Below are 18,789 nucleotides of genomic sequence, written 5' to 3'. Positions count from 1 at the left end.
GGGGGGATTTTTTTTATCGGATGATAAATATGCTGATAATTTTTTGCTTTGTAATTTACATTCCATGACAGCGAAACCAGGTGATGATTTACTAAAAGGACAGTTGTACCCCTTCACTGCAACACGTTCAGTAGCAGATATTCGCGTAGGTATACTAACTATCCGCGAAAAATGGTCATTGATAGAAGCACAATATGATGCACCAATTGAATATTCGCTGGTACCATCCAATATTATCCCAACGAAAGATACAGCCAGTTTAATTGCAACCTCATATGCTGCTGGCAAAATATTAGCAGAACACGAGAATATAAAAAGCATCCAGCGACCCTGGGATATTTTTTTACTGAATGGATGGGCACTGCAGAAAGATTTTGAACTCATTACAAGAGGCAGATATTCGTCACGCCTTTCAACCTCTAACAAGGCTATATCGCCTTCCAATATTTTTATAGAGGAAGGGGCTGTTATAGAGCACAGCATCATCAACGCTACCACAGGGCCGGTATATATTGGTAAAAATGCAGAGGTAATGGAAGGATGTATGATAAGGGGTCCATTTGCGCTGTGCGAAGGCGCCGTACTTAAGATGGGCAGTAAAATTTATGGCGCCACTACCATTGGCCCCTATTGTACAGCAGGCGGCGAAATCAAAAATTCAGTCATGTTTGCAAACAGCAACAAGGGCCATGATGGTTACCTTGGTGATAGTGTAATTGGTGAATGGTGTAACCTCGGCGGAGGTACCACTACATCTAATATAAAAAATACTGCCGGCAATGTAAGGGTATGGAGTAATAAAGAAAGGGATTACGTTGGTATGGGATTGAAATGTGGCTTGTTAATGGGTGATTACAGCCGGGCGGCTATCAACACATCTTTTAACACTGGTACAGTGGTGGGAGTTTGCTGCAATATTTTTGGGGAAGGGTTTCCTCCAAAACTGGTAAATGATTTTTCATGGGGAAAGGAGCGTTACAGTTTTGAAAAAGCTTTACAGGATATCAGTAACTGGAAAAAGCTGAAAGGAGCTGTATTGACTCCTCATGAAAAGAAAAATTTAGAACAACTTTACAATCAATAAAAACTTAAAACAATGAGAAAACAAATAGCTGCGGCTAACTGGAAGATGAACCTCACAATTCAGCAAGGCGAAACGTTGGTAAACGAGCTGATGGAAGCAACCAGGGAATTAAATGAGACCCAGGCAACTGTATTTGCAGTTCCTTTTCCTTACCTCGTGAATGTAAAAAATATACTTGCAGGCAAAAGCCACGTTTTTGTCGCAGCACAAAACTGTTACAATAAAGTGTCTGGTGCCTTTACAGGAGAAGTGAGTGTAGAAATATTAAAAAGTATTGGTACCGATTATGTGATCGTGGGACACAGTGAACGCAGGGAATATTTTAACGAAAGTAACCAGGTATTGGCTGAAAAAATTGACTTGTGTATTGAATATGGCTTAAAACCCATTTTTTGCTGCGGAGAAGCGCTGGAAGTGAGAGAAGCAGGCACTCAGAACAGTTTTGTGGAATCACAGATAAAGGAAAGTTTGTTTCACTTGACAGCAGAACAGTTAACGGGATTTGTTATTGCCTACGAACCAATTTGGGCCATTGGAACAGGCAAAACCGCCACCAGTGCACAAGCCCAGGAAATACACGCTTATATTCGCAGCGTACTGGCACAAGGTTATGGTAATGAAGTAGCAGAAAGTATCTCTATTTTGTATGGCGGAAGTGTAAAAGCTGCTAATGCAAAAGAAATATTCAGCCAGCCTGATGTGGACGGAGGACTTGTAGGGGGAGCTTCTTTAATGGCCACAGAGTTTGCAGCCATTATAAGAAGTTTAAAATAAGTTTGGTATAAAATTTACATAAGGTCCAACGCCTTTGCAAGAAAGGTGAAGTTAAAAGGTAAAACTAATGAAGCATAACCACCGGCATAGCTATAGGTTACCACAAGGCCTGCGATAGAAACGAGGAATAATACCCAATAAAGACCGGTTGATTTTTTAGTTGTTTCCATTGAAATTTTTTTTGCAAAAATAAGGCAAAACATACATAAAATGTTTTGCCTTATTTTTTATCTGCTATTTTAAATAGTTAACTAACTGTGTAAGTATTTAAGCCTATTAAACACAAAGTATTAAACTTATTTCATTGTGTATTTTTTACATTGTGATTGAAAGGTTTTATATTGCCGCAAATTAACTTGCCATAAAATGACCACTCACTTTTATTTGCGTTTTTATACCCGGTTCGGCCAAACCCTTTATGTTACCGGTAACTGTTCTGCCCTGGGTGATTATGATCAAAATCAGGCGATTCCCCTGCAATACCTCAACGACCAGTTTTGTCATTGCGAAATTGAAATTCCTGATATAGATATTGAATCAGGGAACATAGAATATTACTATATTTTAAAAGACGCTCCAGGTAATGTTATTGCTGAATGGAAAGACAACAAACAAATTGATTGTGCCAATAAGAATATTGCAGAACTGATATTGGTTGATACCTGGAATTATGCAGGAACTATCGAGAATGCATTTTATACAAAACCTTTTAAGGAAGTATTGTTGAAGCAGATGACAGCTGCAACCTCGACAGATACGTCAGCAGGTAAGTATACACATGAATTTAAAGTGAAATGTCCGCTGCTTAAAACCAATGAAGTAATTTGTATAACCGGTAGCGGAAAAGTTTTAGGTGACTGGGATGTATCGAGCCCCTTGTTGCTCACCAAACAAAACGACTGGTGGAAGATAAGCATAAGTATTGCAAACGGTGGCTTCCCGCTTTCTTACAAATATGGTATTTACAATGCAGTAGAAAAATCGTTTGTTCGCTTTGAGACTGGTGACAACCGCCTGTTGCCCGGCGACGGCGGCAACGGTAAATACACCATTTCTCATGATGGTTTTGTACGTACTGCTGCACCGGATTGGAAAGGAGCAGGGGTAGCTATTCCAGTGTTCAGTTTGCGCAGTGAAAACAGTTTTGGAACAGGCGAATTTACTGACATCAAATTGTTGGTAGACTGGGCTAAAGAAACAGGTTTGAAATTAATACAGTTGCTTCCGGTAAATGATACTACCGCTACACATACCTGGACTGATTCTTATCCCTATGCAGCAGTTTCGGCCTTCGGATTACACCCATTATTTTTAAACCTCAGTAAAGTAGCGGGTGATAAAAATTCAGCTATTCTAAAATCGCTTAAACAAAAGCAAAAAGAATTAAATGGTTTAGCAGAGGTAGATTATGAAGAAGTCATGAAGTATAAGTTTGCCACTATAAAAAGATTGTACCAGGATCAAAAGGAAGCATTCAGCAACGACATAAAATACTTCGAATTTTTTGATTTAAACCGTCATTGGCTGGTGCCTTATGCGGCATTTTGTTATTTAAGAGATGAGTACAAAACAGCGGATTATAATTCATGGCCCGCTTACAGTATATTTAAAGATGACGAAATACAGGAGCTGGCATCGCCCGACCAGCCTCACTATGATGCGGTGGCCATCCATTACTTTATTCAGTATCATTTACACCAGCAGTTAAAAGCGGCCACCTTATACGCACATAAAAATGGCATTGTAGTTAAAGGAGATTTGCCGATAGGCATTTACCGGTACAGCTGCGATGCGTGGATGACGCCTGGTTTGTATAATATGGATGCCCAGGCCGGTGCACCGCCGGATGATTTTGCAGTGAAGGGGCAGAACTGGGGCTTCCCTACTTACAACTGGACGAAAATGCAGGAAGACGGCTTTGCCTGGTGGAGACAGCGCTTTGAACAAATGAGCGAATACTTCGATGTATTTCGCATCGATCATATACTTGGATTTTTTAGAATCTGGAGTATTCCTTTGGATGCAGTTGAAGGAATTCTGGGACGCTTTGTTCCCGCAATTCCAGTACATATCAACGAACTTTTTCAAAACAATATTTCCTTTCAATACCACCGGTATTGTAAGCCTTACATCACGGAGTATGTGCTGCAGGAAAAATTCAGGGAGCAGGCTGCATTTGTAAAAGAGAATTTTTTAAACCCGGCCGATGGCTTTTATGAATTAAAACCTGCTTTTAATACACAAAGAAAAGTTGCAGATTATTTCAGTCATTTACCCGAAACCGATTTTACTCAACTGATTAAAGGAGGGCTTTTCGATTTGATCAGCAATATCATTTTTATAGAAGAGCCGGGCTCGCAGATGCAGGAATTTCATTTCCGCATAGGAATGGAAAACACAACTTCTTTCAGAGATCTGGACGACTACAGCAAGCAAAAGTTGAAAGAATTGTATGTAGATTATTTCTTTCGCAGGCAGGATGATTTCTGGAGAAAGCAGGCCATGCAAAAACTGCCCGAATTAAAGCGCAGCACAGATATGCTGGTTTGTGGCGAAGACCTGGGTATGGTGCCCGCCTGCGTGCCTGATGTTATGAGGCAGTTAGGTATGCTTAGCCTGGAAATTCAGCGCATGCCCAAGCAAACAACAGATGTTTTTTTTCACCCGGTAAATGCGCTTTACTTAAGCGTGGTGACACCGAGCACACACGACATGAGTACCATAAGAGGCTGGTGGGAAGAAGACCAGTCTAAAACGCAGCAATTTTATAACAATATGCTGGGGCATTATGGTGCAGCTCCGTTTTACTGCGAACCGTATATCAATAAGGAAATCGTGTTGCAGCATATTTATTCACCGGCTATGTGGAGCATTTTTCAGTTGCAGGATATTTTAGGCAGCAGTGAAAAATTGCGTAGAAATAATCCCAACGATGAACGCATCAACATTCCGGCAGACCCTAAGCATTACTGGAGGTACAGGATGCACCTTAACCTCGAAGACCTGATCAAAGAAAAAGGCTTCAATGAAGATTTTAAAAAAGACGTACTTGCAAGCGGCAGATAATTTTTTATCTTCCGAAAGCCCATATTAAAAAGTCCGGCAAAACCTTGCTCCAGCTGGCGTAGTCATGTTTGCCTTCCGGCGTTTCTGTAAATACAATGTCACCCGGAGGGCAAACATTTTTATTTTTAATTATGGTCACCAGGTCCTTTGTATCGTCCACCACATCCGTTATCCCGTCATGATCACGGTCGCCGGCTTCTTCTTTATCCCCTGCATAAAACCAGTAGGTAAGCTTTGGCCTTTTCCGGGAAGATTTTATTTTGTTTAGCATGATGCGATCTTTGTCGTCTGCATAATCTGCCCCTGTTGTATCTTTGTCCCGGTACCAGAAAGAACCAGAAAAGACACCCACTTTGTCTATCCTGTCTGCATGGTTCCATGCAATATCAAAAGCAGATAAACCGCCCAATGAACAGCCTGCAATTACAATGGAATTAAATTTTCTTACACCCGTTTTCTTTTTTGCAAAATCATACAGTTCATCACTGATAAAGGCATCGTACTTATCGGCCTTGCTTCCATTGTTTTTAAAATCAGGGTAACCACCTACACCATAATCTTCCATCCGGTTGCCTGCGTGGATGGCAACAATCAGCAACGGTAAAATCAATTTCTTTTTATACAGGCTGTCGGTGATGTTTTTAATTCGCAATTGATCAACATCCTGCCCGTCATTTAACAAAAGCAGGTTCATATCGCTATTATTATCGGGCATTGGTGTGCTGATTATTGTTAATTTGATGTGTTCCTGCAGGTGCCGGCTGTATATTTCGTCTTCCTGCTGTTTTATTTTTTTGTGACATCCGGCCAGTAAGAAGCAGGCTACCACTGGCATTATTACATTTTTTAACTTTTGTTTCATAAATTAATTTGAAATACGAATGTATATTATTTGGCGGCAAAAGTGTAATCCCTTAGTTTTGCACCGCGAAGTAGAGCAGCGGTAGCTCGTCGGGCTCATAACCCGAAGGTCAGAGGTTCGATCCCTCTCTTCGCAACTAATAAATGTGGCTCTCATTTGAGCCCATTTTATTTTAAGAGAATGTCTCTTTAAAATTTATTCTTGGCAAGTTGCTGATGAATTTGATCACCTCCTCCAGTCGTCTGTTTGTATGCGGTAATCAAAGTCTTTTATAGACTTGCTATCTAAAGGTTACATACATGAAATCCGGTTTCGTAAATATTTTTGGTAAGCCTAATGCAGGCAAAAGTACTTTGCTCAATGCTCTTATAGGCGAAAAGCTAGCTATCGTTTCGCACAAAGTGCAAACTACCAGGCATCGCATTAAAGCCATTTTAACCGGCGAAGATCACCAGATTATTTTTTCTGATACGCCCGGCATAATTGAGCCCAGATACAAACTGCACGAAAAAATGATGCAGGCTGTAAAAGGAAGCCTGGAAGATGCCGACATAGCATTATTAATTACCGATGCAAGGGAAAATCCGGAAGAAAGTCATGTGATTTTTTCAGCCTTAAAATTAAAAGTTCCGGCACTGGTAGTTTTAAATAAGGCGGATGCTGTGAGTGATGAAGATATTGACAAGGCGGTCGACTTTTTTAAACAACAACCTTACTGCAAAGAAGTAGTCGTTATTTCTGCATTGAAGAAAAAAGGAATTGAAAAATTACTCGCTACAATAATTGAATTGCTGCCCGAGGGTGCGCCATTTTATGAAGGAGATGATATCAGTGATTTGCCGACTAAGTTTTTTGTAAGTGAATTGATCAGGGAAAAGATATTTTTATTGTATGGTGAGGAAATTCCTTATCATGCCACTGTGTTGGTACAGGAGTTCAAAGAGAAAACTACACTGATAAAAATTGTTGCAGACATCATTGTTCAGCGGGATACACAAAAAGGAATTATTTTGGGCGAAGGTGGCAAAATGATCAAGCAGCTGGGAACGCTCGCAAGGAAAGACATTGAAGCGTTTTTAGACAGCAAGGTTTTTCTGGAATTGTTTGTAAAAGTAAGACCCAAGTGGAGAGACAATGAAATGCAATTGAAAGAGTACGGTTATTAGATTAAATGGATAAATGATAATTTACTCATGGATAATTTTTTCAATCCGAGAATTTTTCAGGTAGTAGTAATTATCAATTATTAATTAAAAAATTATCAATTAATAGAAATGAGTTTTACAGTAGCAATCGTAGGCCGGCCCAATGTTGGCAAAAGTACTTTCTTTAACAGGATGCTGGAAGAGCGTAAAGCCATTGTGGATGATGTGAGTGGTGTTACCCGTGACCGCCAGTATGGTATTGCCGAATGGAACGGTAAATTATTCAACGTAATAGATACAGGTGGTTTTGTACCAAAAACCCAGGATATTTTTGAAAAGGAAATCCGTAAACAGGTTTTAATAGCGATAGAAGAAGCGGACGTAATTATTTTTATGGTAGATGTCGCTACAGGAATTACTGACCTGGATGAATCGATGACCCAGATGTTACGTAAAACAACGAAGCCTGTTTTTTTAGTGGTAAACAAGGTAGATAACCATGACAGGTTATTGGAAGCTTCCGAATTTTATAGCCTTGGATTTGATAAGATACACTTTTTGTCTTCTATCAGCGGAACCGGAACCGGCGATTTGCTGGATGAGATAACCGCTTTAATTGAAGAAGAGCCTGAACCTGAAGAAAAAACATTGCCCAAATTCGCTATTATCGGCCAACCCAACGTTGGTAAATCATCTTTACTGAATGCTTTAACAGGGCAGGAGCGTACCATCGTAAGTGAGATAGCGGGTACCACGAGAGATACCATTCATACGCACTATAATTTATTTAATAAAGAATTTGTATTGATAGATACAGCGGGTATCAGGCGCAAAGCCAAAGTGAATGAGGATCTAGAATTTTATTCGGTAATCAGGGCAATCAAGGCGGTAGACGAAGCCGATGTTTGCTTACTGTTGCTGGATGCAGAAAAAGGAATAGCTGCCCAGGATCTGTCCATATTTGCTATGGCGGTAAAAAAGGGAAAGGGTATTGTTGTGCTGGTAAATAAATGGGATGTAATGCCAAAGGAGACGAATACAGCCAGGGATTACGAAGTGGAATTAAAAAAGCGGTTCGCTCCGTTTAGCGATTTACCGATCATTTTTATTTCAGCTTTGGAAAAGACCAGGATATTCAGGGCGATGGAAATTGCGCTGGAAGTGTATGATAACCGCAAACAAAAAATTGCCACTTCCAAATTAAATGATAAAATGCTGAAGGCGGTAGAAGCCTATCATCCTCCTGTGGTAAGAGGTAACCAGGTTAAAATAAAATATGTTACCCAGTTGCCGGTAGTGGTTCCTTCATTTGCTTTCTTTTGCAACTATCCCGACGACGTTAAAACACCTTATAAAAATTACCTGGAAAATCAGCTACGGCTAAATTTTAAATTTACTGGTGTACCGGTAAGAATATTTTTCAGAAAAAAATAATCGCTATATATACTTTTTTAGCCAACAGGCCGTTTATGGAAAAAATTGAATAACCGGCAAATATATTTGATCAATTCAAAAAAGAGAGTATATTCGCACAAATTTTAAAACAAAAAAACAATACAATGAAAAAATTAATTGCTATTCTTGCCGTTACAGTATCTATAACTGCTTGTAACAATAGTGGTGAAACTACTGCTGCATCTGCTGCTGACTCTGCAAAAGCTGCAACTTCTGCCGCTGATTCTGCCACAAAAGCTGCTGCTGCTACAGTTGATACTGCTAACAAAATGATCAGCAATGCTGCTGACAGCGGAAGCAAAATGTTGAATAAAGTTGCCGACAGTGCAAGCAAAATGGTAGATAAAGCTGCTGATAAAATGGTGGACAAAGCTAAAGAAGGCGCAGACAAAATGAAAGCTGGCACTGATAAAATGGTTGATAAAGCTAAAGAAGCTGTAAAACACTAAGCATTGTAAAATATGTATACGAGTCCTCCTGAATATTCAGGAGGATTTTTTATGTAAGCTATCTGGTGTATGCAGTGTCTTGGTTTGTACAGTTGCAGTAACGGGATGTACGGCAGGCAAGTGCCGGGAAGACTTTTTCCAAACTATATAACAAACAATTGCCAGCAGCAAAATAAGCATGATAGCGAAAATAGCATAGGGCTTATCTTTTATCCTGTGCTTGTCTCGTCGTTTTTTTGTTTTTGTAAGCTGTTTTTGAAGCTCTTTATTTAGCTGCTCTACATACAATTCCAGATTTTTGGCAGGTTCAATTTCCTGCAATCCTTCCACCGCGTCATTCAAAAATTCATCTTCCACCATACTTTGTTCAAGATCGTGTATATCCGCCTCTGACGCATGTTTGCTCAGGTAATCCATCAACTGCTGGTTGTCAATATCTTTATTGCTGTTGGATAATATGTTTTTTATATCATTGTTCATTTTGTTGTAACCGCTCCAGCATTATTTTTAAATTGCGTTTTCCATTTTGTATACTGCTTTTTACCTGCAATAAAGTATAACCTGTTGCTGCAGTAATTTCATGATAACTTTTTTTGTGGAGATAAAACAAAGTTATGCATTGTTGCTGTTCTGCATTCAATTGCTGCAAGGCAATTTCCATTTGCCTAAGCGCTGTGTCCTTTGCTACAAAGTCATTTTTATCTGCGGTGTCATCCGGTGTAGCCAGCAGTCTTTCATTTATTTCAACCGGGATTTTTCCTTTGTCCCTCAGTTTCATCAGGCAATGGTTTTTAGCAATCATGTACAACCAGCTTTTAAAATAATCTACCTTGTACTTGTGCAATTCGGTAATGGCCTTCAAAAAAACCTGTTGCACGCCGTCTTTCGCCTCTTCTTCATTTTTTAAGTACTTCATACAAACACCCAGTAACAACAACGTGTAGCGTTGTAGCAATACGCCCAGCCACTCATTATTTTTATCGGCATAAAAATATTTAAGCAACTCGCTGTCTTCGATATGTTTGTATTTGTCCGGGTTCAAAGTAGTCAGGTGTACTGATTAGATGTAAACTTAGTAAAATTCCATAAACAGAAATAAAGTAAAATGTTTTACTTATACAGCTGCATTTATATAAACCACTTAAGGATAATTAGGTAAATGCGTTTGCCTTAATCAATTGATATTTCTTTAACACTACAAGAAATATATTTATGGAAACAATTTTGCCCCGCATCTTACCTCACCAAAAACAGCATGAAATTATTTTTAAAATTATCAGCAACACTGCTGTTACTAGTAATTGCCATTACTGCCCTGGGCTACTTTTTGTGGTATAAACCGAAATTTAATTCGACAAGAAATGCAGGTAAGTTTGTTTATAAAACAACGGCCGGCGACGTGATTGTATCGCAGCGACTTCAGCAAAAGGCTTTATCTGTAAAGGAATACAGTAAACTAAACCAATACAATTCTGACTATTGTTTTATGGTTGACATGAAAATAGCCTCCGGCAAAAACAGGTTTTTTATTTACAATCTTAAAAAAGATTCCATTGAAATGGCTGGCCTGGTAGCAAATGGCAGCGGAAGAAATACATTGGATTCTGTTCAGTTTTCAAACAACGCAAACAGTTTATGTACTTCGCTGGGTAAATATAAAATAGGCAATAGTTACAATGGTAAATTCGGGCTTGCTTTTAAATTATATGGACTTGATGCCACCAACAGCAACGCTTTTAACCGCTTTGTTGTATTACATGCACATCCGTGCATACCCAATGCAGAAACTGCGCCGTTGCCGATTTGTGAAAGCTGGGGTTGTCCGACGGTTGCTCCCTTGTTTTTAAACCAACTAAAACAATACATTGATAAGTCTGAAAAGCCGGTGCTGCTTGATATTTATTATTAAGCTTTAAATACTCCTGTTGCCATCAAAATTTTCCAATTCTTTTGAAACTGTATTAAGAAACGTAGAGCCCAATGCACCGTCAATAATACGGTGATCATAGCTTAAGGAAATATACATCATATGACGTATAGCGATGCTGTCGCCCTGGGGCGTTTCTATTACCATGGGCCTTTTTTTAATAGCACCAACAGCCATAATAGCCACCTGCGGCTGGTTGATGATGGGCGTGCCCATGATGCTGCCGAAACTGCCTACATTGGTTAAAGTAAATGTGCCGCCATTGGTATCGTCGGGTTTTAATTTGCCTGTTCTTGCTGCATTAGCCAGGTTGTTTACCTGTTTGGTTAAACCGGTTAGATTTAACTGATCTGCATTTTTAATGACAGGTACAATCAGGTTGCCATTGGGTAGGGCAGTAGCCATACCAATGTTTAAATCTTTTTTTATAATGATTTTATCCCCCTCAACAGAGCTGCTGAGCAGCGGATATTTTTTAATGCTCTTTACAATAGCTTCAATAAACAACGGTGTAAAAGTGATCCGTTCACCCTCTCTTTTTTCAAAATCTTTTTTCACTTTTTCCCGCCATAAAACAAGGTTGGTTACGTCACACTCAGCAAAGCTGGTTACATGGGCACTGGTATTCTGACTGTCAATCATGTGCCTGGCAATCATCTTCCGCATACGATCCATCTCAATTATTTCTACATTGCCCGTGTAGCCGGAACTTATTGCCTGGCTGCCATTGCTTACAGCCAGCTGATTTTTTACAGGTTCACTTTGTGTCGCCGGTTCATGAGTAATTGTACTGGCAATGGGCGCCTGGTAACTTCCGGATGCTTTTGCTGCCACATGCGCCAAAATATCTTTTTTGCTTACCCTTCCGTCCTGGCCGGTACCTTCAATTGTTTCCAGTTCGGCCATGGATACACCTTCCTGTTGGGCAATGTTCAGTACAAGAGGAGAATAGAATTTTATAACAGATTTGTTTCCGGGTTGCGATGCATTCACCACAAATTGTGTTGGCTGGTAAGGGACTTCTTCTATTAACTTAGCTTCTTCATATTCAGGTTGTACATCCGGCGAAGCCGGTGGGGTATGTGTTACGGCCGATCCGGCGCCAACTCTTATTTTAGCAATAACGGCACCAACTGGCACCACATCATTTTCATTGAATAATATTTCTTCCAGTACGCCGGCAGTTGTAGAGGGCACTTCACTATCCACTTTATCGGTGGCAATATCCAGCACGGCTTCATCTTCATTAATGGGATCGCCTGGCTTTTTATGCCATTTCAAAATAGTAGCTTCTATGATGCTTTCACCTAATTTGGGCATTATTAAATCTACAAGTGCCATGCTATTTATATTAAAGATTTGAACTGAATGATGCCAACCGGTATATGGTACAAGAGGGCGATGCAACGATGATCAATTGAAAAGCAAATGCCCGGACAAAAACTGTAACCAACATCCTGCAATACAGCAATCACTGTTTTAAGCGTCAAAGATAATTATTTCTGTGTAATGCACTGCTGGCTAAAGTGCTGTATCGGCAAGTATAAATTTTCTCAGCAAATTGAGTGCATTGGTGGCTGTTAACTGGGTATTTCGCTCCCTGTCGAACCGAAAATATAATTTATGCGCTTCTATGGTATTTTTGTTGCCTACTGCAATCCATACCGTGCCTACGGGCTTATCGGGTAAACCGCCGTCAGGCCCCATGATGCCGGATACCGCAATCACATAATCAGATTGTATGGTACTTAAAGCACCTTTTGCCATTTCAATTACAACTTCTTCGCTTACCGCTCCTTTTGTTGCCAATGTTTCTTTGGACACATTGAGCAGATCTTCTTTGGCTTTGTAGGAGTAGCTCACGACACTGCCATCATAGAACGCGGAGGAGCCCGGAATGGAAGTGATTAAATGCGCAATATAACCACCTGTGCAGCTTTCAGCGGTACACATGGTTTTGCTTTTTGCTGCCAGTAATTTGCCGGTCACTTTTTCCATGGGCTCGTCCAGGTTGGTAACCAGCCATTCTTTTACCTGCTGCTGAAGTGCCTCAAAATAATCCTGTATTTCTTTTTCGATGGCTATATGATCGAACCCGACGGAGGTAAGCCTAAGCCGTACCATGCCATAGTTGGGCAGGTAAGCCAGTTTGATATGTTCCGGTAAACTGCTTTCAAAATTGCTGATATGTTCCGATAAAAAAGATTCGCCAATACCAGCCGTTAGTAAAGTGCGGTGCGTTATGTGCGGGAAAATAAAATGTGTGCTTAGTTTTGGAATCACATCATCTTCCATCATACCCTTCATTTCGTTGGGTACGCCCGGCATGCTCACATATACTTTTCCTTCTTTTTCAAACCACATACCCGGGGCTGTTCCCCTTTTATTTTGTATTATCGTGCAGGTGTCGGGTACTTCTGCCTGCTTTAAATTGCTTTCAATCATGGGGCGGCTAAGCACCCGCTGAAAAATATCTTTTACATTCTGCAAAGCTCCTTCATCGGTAACCAGCTTGCCGTTGAAATATTTGGTGAGCAAAGGCTTCGTAATATCATCAGCCGTTGGGCCAAGGCCCCCGGTAATAAGAATGATGTCTGCATGTTTACTTTCTTCATCCAGCGCTTTCCATATTTCATCCCAGGTATCACCCACGGCTACACGCCGCAGCACTTTAATACCTGCAAGATTTAATTTTTGCGCCATCCATGCGCTGTTGGTGTCAATTACCTGTCCAATCAATAATTCGTCACCTATTGTTATGATGCTTGCCTGTGTCATACTCCTGGTAAAAGGGTTAATTTTACCGCAAGATAATTCATGTATGAAAAAAGGTTGGTTATTTATTTACTGCCTGCTGCCGTTTGTTTTGCCTGCGCAAAATATATCAATTCAACTGGCAGCCGGTATAAAAAATTTGCAGGGCGATGAACAATTTAAACATGCAGTTATAGCTATGTACGTAGTGGACGCCAAGACAGGGAAATTGATTTTTGATAACAATGCACAAATTGGACTTGCCCCGGCCAGTTGCCAGAAGGTAATCACCAGCGTAACGGCATTTGAATTATTGGGACATGATTACAGGTACAAGACATACCTGACCCGCAATAAACCGATAACGGACGGCGCATTACAGGGTGATTTGTATATTGCCGGCGGCGGAGATCCTACGCTGGGAAGTTCACGCTGGACGGGCACATCGGAAGATGGCGTGATTAAAAAAATAACAGCCGTACTGCAAAAAAACAATATACAAAGCATTGCCGGCAGCCTGGTGGCAGATGATCATTTATTTGCAACAGACGCTGTGCCCCGTGGCTGGGTTTGGGAAGATATCGGCAATTATTACGGGGCGGGTGCATGGGGATTGAACTGGCGTGAAAATCAGTTTGATGTTAGTTTTAAAACGGGTGCAAAGGAAAGCGATTCCACCAATATTATTGCTACAGTGCCGCCATGCGTTTTGACAATGTATCAATTCAGCAATTTTATTACAACAGGAGCCAGGGGTAGTGGTGATAACGGGTACCTTTTTTCGGCACCTTTTGCAAAAAATATTATTGCGAAGGGAACAGTGCCGCCGTCTGCAAATGGCTTCACTATTTCCGGTTCGTTACCCAATCCGCCGGCAGTTTTTCTGAAGGTGTTGGCTGATGGGCTAAGAGCTGGCGGGATAGCAGTTGGTGGTAATAACGAAACTTATTCTGAAAGGTTAATCGCTAACCGGCCATTGGATATTTCAACAGGCTTGCCAATGGACTCAATCCTGTCACCGCCACTGGATTCTATCAACCACTGGTTTCTGAAAAAAAGTGTAAACCTGTTTGGAGAGGTCCTTGTAAAAACAATTGCCGTATCCAAAAGCGAAAACGTTTCAACCGAAGACGGCATTAAAATAATCAAGGATTTCTGGAGCAAAAAAGGTATTGAAACTTCCGCCATCAACATCCTGGATGGCAGCGGTCTTTCGCCAGCCAGCCGCGTTACCACACAAGCTTTGGTAACTGTAATGCAGTTTGCAAGACAGCAAAAATGGTTCACATCCTTTTATAATGCATTGCCGGAGGCAAATGGAATTAGAATGAAAGATGGTTACATCAGTGGCGTGAGAAGTTATACCGGCTATATAAAAAGTAGCAATGGCAGAGAATACACTTTTGCTTTTATAGTAAATAATTTTGATGGTAATCCAGGAACAGTAAGAGAAAAAATTTGGAAGCTACTGGATATGATGAAATGATAGCAGCGAAATAGAGCTAATACAGGTTAAGGAAAAGGTTTATTTTTTTTAATGGAATGAAAACCGGTATTTCGTTGCTAAACTAATTTACATGTCCACACAAAATTACAAAAACCATACTCAGCTGGTTCCTGCTTTTCACTTTGTTACAGTTCCTCTCTTGTTATTTGTTTTTATCGGTTCAATTGTAAACCTGGTACATTCTGTTCCTGGCAATTTTTATTCAGCTTCATTACTGGTAGCACTGTCTTTCGCGACGCTCTTACTCGCTTTTATTACCAGGCTCTCTGCACTGAAAGTACAGGACAGGGCCATCAGGGCAGAAGAAAATTTCAGGCATTACATTGCTACCGGGCAACCGCAAGACAACCGTCTCACTGTTCCGCAAATAATTGCACTGCGTTTTGCAGGCGATGATGAATATGTAGCCTTATCAAAAAGAGCGGTAGACGAAAACCTGTCTGCAAAAGCAATTAAAATGGCGATACAAAATTGGAAGGGAGATTACCGCCGGGCTTAATTCAAATAGGGTAAAACATACAAATAGCGGCTTTCCGAAACTTTGGGTAGCCGCTATTTGTATAAAGCCGGATCAATCATTCCTGGCTATTGCTTAATCAGCATTTGCCTGCTGATATTTTCATTTGCTGAATTGAGTTCAACAATATAGGCGCCTTTGGCAAGGCCGGAAAGGCCAGACATAGTAATGTTGTTGATACCTTCTTTTGCTATGTAATGGATCGTCTTAATTCTTCTGCCGGATAAATCATTTACTGAAATATCAAGCTTTGCCTCTTTAGCTGCATTGACATTTATTTTTATTGTTGAGGCAAAGGGATTTGGGCTGATATTGTTCACCATAATTCCTTTGTCTGCATGCAATACGATCACTTTACTGTACCTGGCAGTAACATTGTCATTATCCACCATTTTAAGCCGGTAGTAAACAACATTTGAATGAATGGAAGCATCGGTAAAGCCATAATTATGAGTAAGCTGAGTGTTGCCGGAGGATGCTATAGTGGCTATGGCACTAAACTTGTCGCCGGTATAGCTTTTTTGCAATTCAAAGTTTTTCAGATTTATTTCAGATGCCGTAATCCATGAAAGAATCGCCGATTGGTTGTTATACCTGCCCTGAAAATTAACAAGGCTAACTGGTAACGGTGTAGTTACAATAACTGACGCAGCAGACAGACTTAAACAATTGGCACCAGAGAACGAAGTAGCTTTTGCATTTACAGGAATGGTGCCCGCGGTGTTAAAAGGATTTGATACAAGTGTTATTGTTCCACCTGTTCCAAATTTAGATTCTCCTATGTCAATCGCATCTGCATTATCCCTGAGTGAGTATAATATCCCCGATTGAGATGAAGCAATAGTATAAGTAACCGTTTGTCCCACAGCGATGGTAGTGCTTGCAGGGCTTGCTGCGGGGGCCGTAGGGGTGGTGCAGGTTACGGTTAACTGGGTAACGCAAATGACCTCATTTTTAGAAGGCTCGGCAATACCGATCGTTAAGGCAGCTCCCGCATATACGTTGTTGTTTATTGTAGTATTTACCGTAATTGGCCCCCATGCATTATTGGCTGTGGTATAAGTTCCTACTGAGTTTCCATCGGCATATAAAGTAACCACTGTTCCGGCTAAGGTTGTGCCGCTCAACGTACCGGAAACTGAAGTTGCGGATTCTGTTACCGGGCCTGTGATAGTTCCGCAACGTGCGGAACTGGTAGCGCTAACAGTTGCTATTGTTGCTGAATTATTACTCAGTCCGCAGGTGCCATTTTGGGCATTTGCATAATAGCTTGTGGCAGCGACAGCTGTGTAAGCAGCAGGAGTGGTGCCAGCGTTAGTGGTTGACCATGTGCCGTTTGACTGAACAGTTGTGGTAGCAACAAGTGTATTGGCTGATGTATATACTTTTATTATTGTGCCGGTGGGTTCCGCAGCAGTACCGGTAATGGCAACGCCCGTAATAAGCTGGTTGCTGCTGCTGGTAGTTATCACAGGCGCACTTGTAAAACAGGTAATTGTTGCAGGGGCTGTTTGACTGGCGCAATAACTGGTACCTATAGTTCCTGAATTTAATTCAGACACGATATAAAACTGCTGACCGGTTAAAAATGTAAGACCAGAAAAAGTAAATGTTCCGGCAGCTGCTGTGGTAGTTTTTGCAACAATACCATTGATGTATAAGGTAAGGGTTGCACCAGTTGTTATTGAACCTGTGATAGAAGTTGTAGCAGGCGTGTACACGCCATCAGACGGAGATGTAATGGTTGGTACAGCCAGTGAGCCGCCTAGCGCATTTCCTCCATTACCAGCCGCACAAAAATAGGCTGGCTGAGAGTTACATCCCGTGGTATTATCTGTATAATATATTTTGTAAGAACCTGAAGTTAAGGGAGAACCTGAACTGCAACCGCCTGAATATTGCCAGGTAATGTTTGGACTGGTGCCGGTATTTGCGCCGAAAAATCCGCCTGTATTGGCAACACTGTTTTCAGCGGTACTTCTCGTGATATTATCAACATGTATTGTCCATCCAGTTGCAAAGTTGGTACCACCAACCCCTTTACTGCCGCTTGTACAACTGAGTAATGGAGTAGCAGGTATGTTGGATGAGTTGCACGTACTAACCGTAACAGCATTACTTGAAAGACACATTGATTCGCCGGATGCCTGGGCTTTGGCAGTGATTACATCTGCGTTGGCAAGGCCAGAAACATTGATGGACCAGGTAGCTCCGGAAGAAACCGTAGTGGTACCAATTGCAGAAACACCTTTGTATAAAGTAATCGTTGCCGCAGAAAGAGGGGATGATGTTGCTTTGGTCCAGGTACCTGTTACTGTAGTTGCTGACGGTGTAATTGGTCCGTTTAAAACAGGTGCATCTGTACAAATCGCACCCAAACCAGATCCGCCGCTGCTTAAACTATTGAATGTAAAGGAGGGTTGAGAGGAAATGGCCGTGGTCCACTGCGTCATGTAATCGTTTCCTGCAATGCCATAAATATCTGACTTTGGACCGCCGATGGCAGCTTGTGGCGACATCACTGTTGTTGCTGAAACCCTGATGGGAGTTGATGCTGAAATACCCAGCACGGAAAATGGTACATAGAAATCATAAAAATAGTCGGCATCTCCACCGTCAGTGCTGGCTGCAACAGAAATCTGCGAGTTGGTATTGATGGGATAGGAGGTGACCAGTACTGGAGTGCTTGTTCCGTCTACATTGTAAACTGCTATTCTGAAATTAGATTCAAACACAATCTCCAGTTCAAATCCGGGATTGCCATTTACACCGGTAGTTGCGGGCACATAATTAGGATCTGCTGTAGCCCCGGTATTTCCAAATTTATTGTCTGTATCAAGCAAAAGGCTATAGCCTTTGGAGCCACTCACTATGCCTCCCATCCTGATTCTGCACAGCAGATTGGTTCCATCATTGAAAAGGTAGAACCCGCTGCCGTCGACTGTTTTTACAATATCGCTGTATTTTCCATCCGGTCCCCTTAAAAGATCACCGGTTGGTTCAGCTATTACCGGTGGAACTATTTTATAAGGGATTTCGCTGTTTAAGATATCATCCGTGCCAAAACCTGCAGTTGTTTTCGATGTATAGGCGTCGGCATTGGGATCTAAAACCGCAGGGCCATTGCTGCCTGCGGGTCGTACGATTATACCAGGTGTTTGGGCGAATAAATTGAAAGCCGTCGAGAGACAGCAGAGTGAAATGGTAAACAATAAATTTTTCATGAATATTAAATTGGGATAAACAAAA

At 41.1% G+C, this 18,789-nt stretch carries 16 protein-coding genes and 1 tRNA gene; 10 read left to right on the top strand and 7 right to left on the bottom strand.

Features of this window, described 5'->3' with window-relative positions; genetic code table 11:
* Nucleotides 1–64 precede the first annotated feature (64 nt).
* Nucleotides 65–1,084, top strand: coding sequence for a putative sugar nucleotidyl transferase (locus JWR61_RS20460; RefSeq protein ID WP_301929575.1), 1,020 nt, complete (start codon nucleotides 65–67; stop codon nucleotides 1,082–1,084).
* A gap of 12 nt (nucleotides 1,085–1,096) precedes the next feature.
* On the top strand, nucleotides 1,097–1,858 hold the full coding sequence (tpiA, locus tag JWR61_RS20455) for a triose-phosphate isomerase (RefSeq protein ID WP_301929574.1): 762 nt from the start codon (nucleotides 1,097–1,099) through the stop codon (nucleotides 1,856–1,858).
* A gap of 14 nt (nucleotides 1,859–1,872) precedes the next feature.
* Here tpiA and JWR61_RS20450 read toward each other — a convergent pair whose 3' ends face one another.
* Complete coding sequence (locus tag JWR61_RS20450; protein ID WP_290338873.1) at nucleotides 1,873–2,028, bottom strand: hypothetical protein; 156 nt, start codon at nucleotides 2,026–2,028, stop codon at nucleotides 1,873–1,875.
* A gap of 196 nt (nucleotides 2,029–2,224) precedes the next feature.
* Here JWR61_RS20450 and JWR61_RS20445 point away from each other — a divergent pair, with 196 nt between their 5' ends.
* Nucleotides 2,225–4,924 carry a 4-alpha-glucanotransferase gene (locus tag JWR61_RS20445; protein WP_301929573.1) on the top strand — a complete coding sequence of 900 codons (2,700 nt, stop codon included), beginning with the start codon at nucleotides 2,225–2,227 and terminating at the stop codon, nucleotides 4,922–4,924.
* A 4-nt stretch (nucleotides 4,925–4,928) separates the two neighbouring features.
* Here the strand turns inward: JWR61_RS20445 and JWR61_RS20440 are convergent, their stop codons facing one another.
* Nucleotides 4,929–5,786 (bottom strand): esterase family protein, encoded by an 858-nt coding sequence (locus JWR61_RS20440; protein WP_301929572.1) that lies wholly within the window; start codon nucleotides 5,784–5,786, stop codon nucleotides 4,929–4,931.
* A 64-nt stretch (nucleotides 5,787–5,850) separates the two neighbouring features.
* Here JWR61_RS20440 and JWR61_RS20435 point away from each other — a divergent pair.
* The 4 genes from JWR61_RS20435 to JWR61_RS20420 all read left to right on the top strand — a co-directional run bounded on the left by JWR61_RS20435 (nucleotide 5,851) and on the right by JWR61_RS20420 (nucleotide 8,835).
* A tRNA-Met gene (locus JWR61_RS20435) sits at nucleotides 5,851–5,922 on the top strand.
* Nucleotides 5,923–6,085: 163 nt separating this feature from the next.
* Nucleotides 6,086–6,952: a GTPase Era gene (gene era, locus JWR61_RS20430; protein ID WP_301929571.1), complete on the top strand. Its 867-nt coding sequence runs from the start codon at nucleotides 6,086–6,088 to the stop codon at nucleotides 6,950–6,952.
* Between the two features lie 108 nt (nucleotides 6,953–7,060).
* A complete protein-coding gene (gene der, locus JWR61_RS20425; RefSeq protein WP_301929570.1) occupies nucleotides 7,061–8,365 on the top strand; it encodes a ribosome biogenesis GTPase Der in 1,305 nt (434 codons plus the stop codon).
* Nucleotides 8,366–8,490: 125 nt separating this feature from the next.
* Nucleotides 8,491–8,835 carry a hypothetical protein gene (locus JWR61_RS20420; protein WP_301929569.1) on the top strand — a complete coding sequence of 115 codons (345 nt, stop codon included), beginning with the start codon at nucleotides 8,491–8,493 and terminating at the stop codon, nucleotides 8,833–8,835.
* A 36-nt stretch (nucleotides 8,836–8,871) separates the two neighbouring features.
* Here JWR61_RS20420 and JWR61_RS20415 read toward each other — a convergent pair whose 3' ends face one another.
* On the bottom strand, nucleotides 8,872–9,315 hold the full coding sequence (locus JWR61_RS20415) for a hypothetical protein (RefSeq protein ID WP_301929568.1): 444 nt from the start codon (nucleotides 9,313–9,315) through the stop codon (nucleotides 8,872–8,874).
* Complete coding sequence (locus JWR61_RS20410; RefSeq protein ID WP_301929567.1) at nucleotides 9,305–9,877, bottom strand: RNA polymerase sigma factor; 573 nt, start codon at nucleotides 9,875–9,877, stop codon at nucleotides 9,305–9,307. The genes JWR61_RS20415 and JWR61_RS20410 overlap by 11 nt, the downstream gene beginning before the upstream one ends.
* A 213-nt stretch (nucleotides 9,878–10,090) precedes the next feature.
* Here JWR61_RS20410 and JWR61_RS20405 point away from each other — a divergent pair, with 213 nt between their 5' ends.
* Entirely contained in the window at nucleotides 10,091–10,744 is a 654-nt protein-coding gene (locus tag JWR61_RS20405) for a murein L,D-transpeptidase catalytic domain-containing protein (protein WP_301929566.1), read from the top strand.
* A 3-nt stretch (nucleotides 10,745–10,747) separates the two neighbouring features.
* On the opposite strand, the gene JWR61_RS20400 is transcribed toward JWR61_RS20405, so the two are convergent.
* A complete protein-coding gene (locus tag JWR61_RS20400; protein WP_301929565.1) occupies nucleotides 10,748–12,103 on the bottom strand; it encodes a dihydrolipoamide acetyltransferase family protein in 1,356 nt (451 codons plus the stop codon).
* A 180-nt stretch (nucleotides 12,104–12,283) separates the two neighbouring features.
* The gene (locus JWR61_RS20395; protein ID WP_301929564.1) at nucleotides 12,284–13,540 is read right to left on the bottom strand and encodes a competence/damage-inducible protein A; all 1,257 of its coding nucleotides are present in this window, start codon (nucleotides 13,538–13,540) and stop codon (nucleotides 12,284–12,286) included.
* Between the two features lie 43 nt (nucleotides 13,541–13,583).
* On the opposite strand from JWR61_RS20395, the gene dacB reads away from it, so the two are divergent.
* Both dacB and JWR61_RS20385 read left to right on the top strand, forming a co-directional pair.
* Nucleotides 13,584–15,002, top strand: coding sequence for a D-alanyl-D-alanine carboxypeptidase/D-alanyl-D-alanine-endopeptidase (dacB, locus tag JWR61_RS20390; RefSeq protein ID WP_301929563.1), 1,419 nt, complete (start codon nucleotides 13,584–13,586; stop codon nucleotides 15,000–15,002).
* 91 nt (nucleotides 15,003–15,093) lie between these two features.
* Nucleotides 15,094–15,522 (top strand): DUF6526 family protein, encoded by a 429-nt coding sequence (locus JWR61_RS20385; protein ID WP_301929562.1) that lies wholly within the window; start codon nucleotides 15,094–15,096, stop codon nucleotides 15,520–15,522.
* Nucleotides 15,523–15,608: 86 nt separating this feature from the next.
* Here the strand turns inward: JWR61_RS20385 and JWR61_RS20380 are convergent, their stop codons facing one another.
* Entirely contained in the window at nucleotides 15,609–18,764 is a 3,156-nt protein-coding gene (locus JWR61_RS20380) for a T9SS type A sorting domain-containing protein (RefSeq protein WP_301929561.1), read from the bottom strand.
* Between the last annotated feature and the right edge of the window lie 25 nt (nucleotides 18,765–18,789).

This window comes from Ferruginibacter sp., assembly GCF_028288465.1.
In the GTDB taxonomy this organism is placed as follows: Bacteria; Bacteroidota; Bacteroidia; order Chitinophagales; family Chitinophagaceae; genus Ferruginibacter.
Note: the sequence above shows the minus strand (reverse complement) of the source record. Positions and strands in the feature narration are given on the sequence as shown.

Excerpts from the sequence above, each read along its gene's own strand:
- tpiA (WP_301929574.1), top strand. The coding sequence starts at position 1,097 with ATGAGAAAACAAATAGCTGCGGCTAACTGGAAGATGAACCTCACAATT.
- era (WP_301929571.1), top strand. The coding sequence starts at position 6,086 with ATGAAATCCGGTTTCGTAAATATTTTTGGTAAGCCTAATGCAGGCAAA.
- JWR61_RS20385 (WP_301929562.1), top strand. The coding sequence starts at position 15,094 with ATGTCCACACAAAATTACAAAAACCATACTCAGCTGGTTCCTGCTTTT.
- JWR61_RS20445 (WP_301929573.1), top strand. The coding sequence starts at position 2,225 with ATGACCACTCACTTTTATTTGCGTTTTTATACCCGGTTCGGCCAAACC.
- der (WP_301929570.1), top strand. The coding sequence starts at position 7,061 with ATGAGTTTTACAGTAGCAATCGTAGGCCGGCCCAATGTTGGCAAAAGT.
- JWR61_RS20440 (WP_301929572.1), bottom strand. The coding sequence starts at position 5,786 with ATGAAACAAAAGTTAAAAAATGTAATAATGCCAGTGGTAGCCTGCTTC.
- JWR61_RS20380 (WP_301929561.1), bottom strand. The coding sequence starts at position 18,764 with ATGAAAAATTTATTGTTTACCATTTCACTCTGCTGTCTCTCGACGGCT.
- JWR61_RS20415 (WP_301929568.1), bottom strand. The coding sequence starts at position 9,315 with ATGAACAATGATATAAAAAACATATTATCCAACAGCAATAAAGATATT.
- dacB (WP_301929563.1), top strand. The coding sequence starts at position 13,584 with ATGAAAAAAGGTTGGTTATTTATTTACTGCCTGCTGCCGTTTGTTTTG.
- JWR61_RS20400 (WP_301929565.1), bottom strand. The coding sequence starts at position 12,103 with ATGGCACTTGTAGATTTAATAATGCCCAAATTAGGTGAAAGCATCATA.
- JWR61_RS20395 (WP_301929564.1), bottom strand. The coding sequence starts at position 13,540 with ATGACACAGGCAAGCATCATAACAATAGGTGACGAATTATTGATTGGA.
- JWR61_RS20460 (WP_301929575.1), top strand. The coding sequence starts at position 65 with ATGACAGCGAAACCAGGTGATGATTTACTAAAAGGACAGTTGTACCCC.
- JWR61_RS20420 (WP_301929569.1), top strand. The coding sequence starts at position 8,491 with ATGAAAAAATTAATTGCTATTCTTGCCGTTACAGTATCTATAACTGCT.
- JWR61_RS20450 (WP_290338873.1), bottom strand. The coding sequence starts at position 2,028 with ATGGAAACAACTAAAAAATCAACCGGTCTTTATTGGGTATTATTCCTC.
- JWR61_RS20405 (WP_301929566.1), top strand. The coding sequence starts at position 10,091 with ATGAAATTATTTTTAAAATTATCAGCAACACTGCTGTTACTAGTAATT.